At 41.4% G+C, this 1,437-nt stretch carries 2 protein-coding genes; both read right to left on the bottom strand.

Going from position 1 to position 1,437, the window contains the following annotated elements:
* Positions 1–85: 85 nt before the first annotated feature.
* Positions 86–253: a glycosyltransferase family 2 protein gene (locus tag I6E40_RS10555; RefSeq protein ID WP_235387211.1), complete on the bottom strand. Its 168-nt coding sequence runs from the start codon at positions 251–253 to the stop codon at positions 86–88.
* Entirely contained in the window at positions 250–1,122 is an 873-nt protein-coding gene (locus tag I6E40_RS10560) for a hypothetical protein (RefSeq protein ID WP_235387218.1), read from the bottom strand. Before I6E40_RS10560 ends, I6E40_RS10555 begins: the two co-directional genes overlap by 4 nt.
* Positions 1,123–1,437: the final 315 nt, after the last annotated feature.

A 1,437-nucleotide genomic window follows, 5' to 3' on the forward strand; every position in this document is an offset into this window, starting at 1 on the left:
AAGGTAAAAAAATACCCAAACAGCAGCATATAAATACTTAAACAATCACAACGCCACTTTTTAAAGTGGGCTCAATAATATGATTTCAGAAATCGGTACATCCGTCAGTTGAGCCATCATCAAGGACAAGCAGCTCAAACACGGTGTAGGTCTGTCTAAGAATACTCTCTACAGATTCTTGCAGATACTTCCCGGCGTTATAGACTGGAAGAAGCACGCTTACTATAGGATTCTTATCTTTTTTATGTTTCATTTCTTGGATGCTTTTTTGTTAAACTTCCATATGATATGGAGCATGATGTTCCTCGTAATCGTATTGTTTACGGTTTCCACCCGTCCTTGTGAGTTAAGCGTTCTGCGTACGGCACTGAGCTGGCCGAGCAAATCATGAGCGGATAGTTTCAACAGCCATGCCTTTCGCTTATCAATGCAACGGCTCAAATTCACATTCCACACCCATTCGTCCGTATTCATTGCCCGATTACTATAACCACGGCGCATAAACAGATTCATATCTGTATTTAAGTCAATGCTAAACAGTAGCGGTGCATTGAGGCTAATAGTGTACAGGAAGTCCACTTGACTGAGTGTTTCAAATCCTTCTTGTGCGGAAGTGAGGCGTTCCCAATCGGCTGACGCCTTGAATGAAGCGTGCCACTTAGAATAACGGTAGTCAATACCGGCATTGGGGGAAACGTGTAAATTGTGTACGATGCTTTTGTAAAAATCGGCGGTTGTCTTTGTGTTGGCGAAATCGACACTGCGGTTCAGGCTGACATTGGTACCTATATTAAGGAACCAATGCTTTTCCTTATCAACGGATTGGCTTATAATCCCCGTAGCTCGCAATCCTCGGTTTCCGTCTATATTCCAAGGTATATAAATATAACCACCATTTTGTGGATTAAATTGGCGCAACTGGCCTATGGCATTATCAATAGTGTGCAGATAGAGTCCCAAATTCCATTGACGCATTTTTTCCTGTTTAAATCCACGCCACTGTACCGAACAATAGTATTCGTAGGAAGACTTTAACGAAGGGTTACCAAGGAAGACAGACAAAGGATTACTGTCATCGCATACATCAAGCATTAATGTTTGTGACGGTGACTTATGCTGCATACTGAAGTTTAACTCCACTCCCTTTAGCTCGAATGTGATTTGTGGCCATGTATATATTTCTTTCCGAATATGTGGTTGCGTTGTTTTCGGACGCCATTCGTTCAGGCGTTCGTAGGTGATGTTGAGCGGAAGACGGGTTGATACTTGCAGATTTTCCGTTCGGTAATAGTACCTTAATTCTACTGCAATACTTCGTTAATTTTCAGTTTATAGATTCATTTATAATATGTTACGTCGTATACACAGCACCTCTGACAGGAACTTGTACACCTGTCAGACAACCATAAACAACGATTCTTAAAATAGATGGGAATA

The sequence above is a fragment of the Prevotellamassilia timonensis genome (assembly GCF_021531665.1).
GTDB lineage: Bacteria > Bacteroidota > Bacteroidia > Bacteroidales > Bacteroidaceae > Alloprevotella.

Bases quoted from the DNA above. Each gene is read 5' to 3' on its own strand.
- I6E40_RS10555 (WP_235387211.1), bottom strand. From the start codon at position 253: ATGAAACATAAAAAAGATAAGAATCCTATAGTAAGCGTGCTTCTTCCA.
- I6E40_RS10560 (WP_235387218.1), bottom strand. From the start codon at position 1,122: ATGCAGCATAAGTCACCGTCACAAACATTAATGCTTGATGTATGCGAT.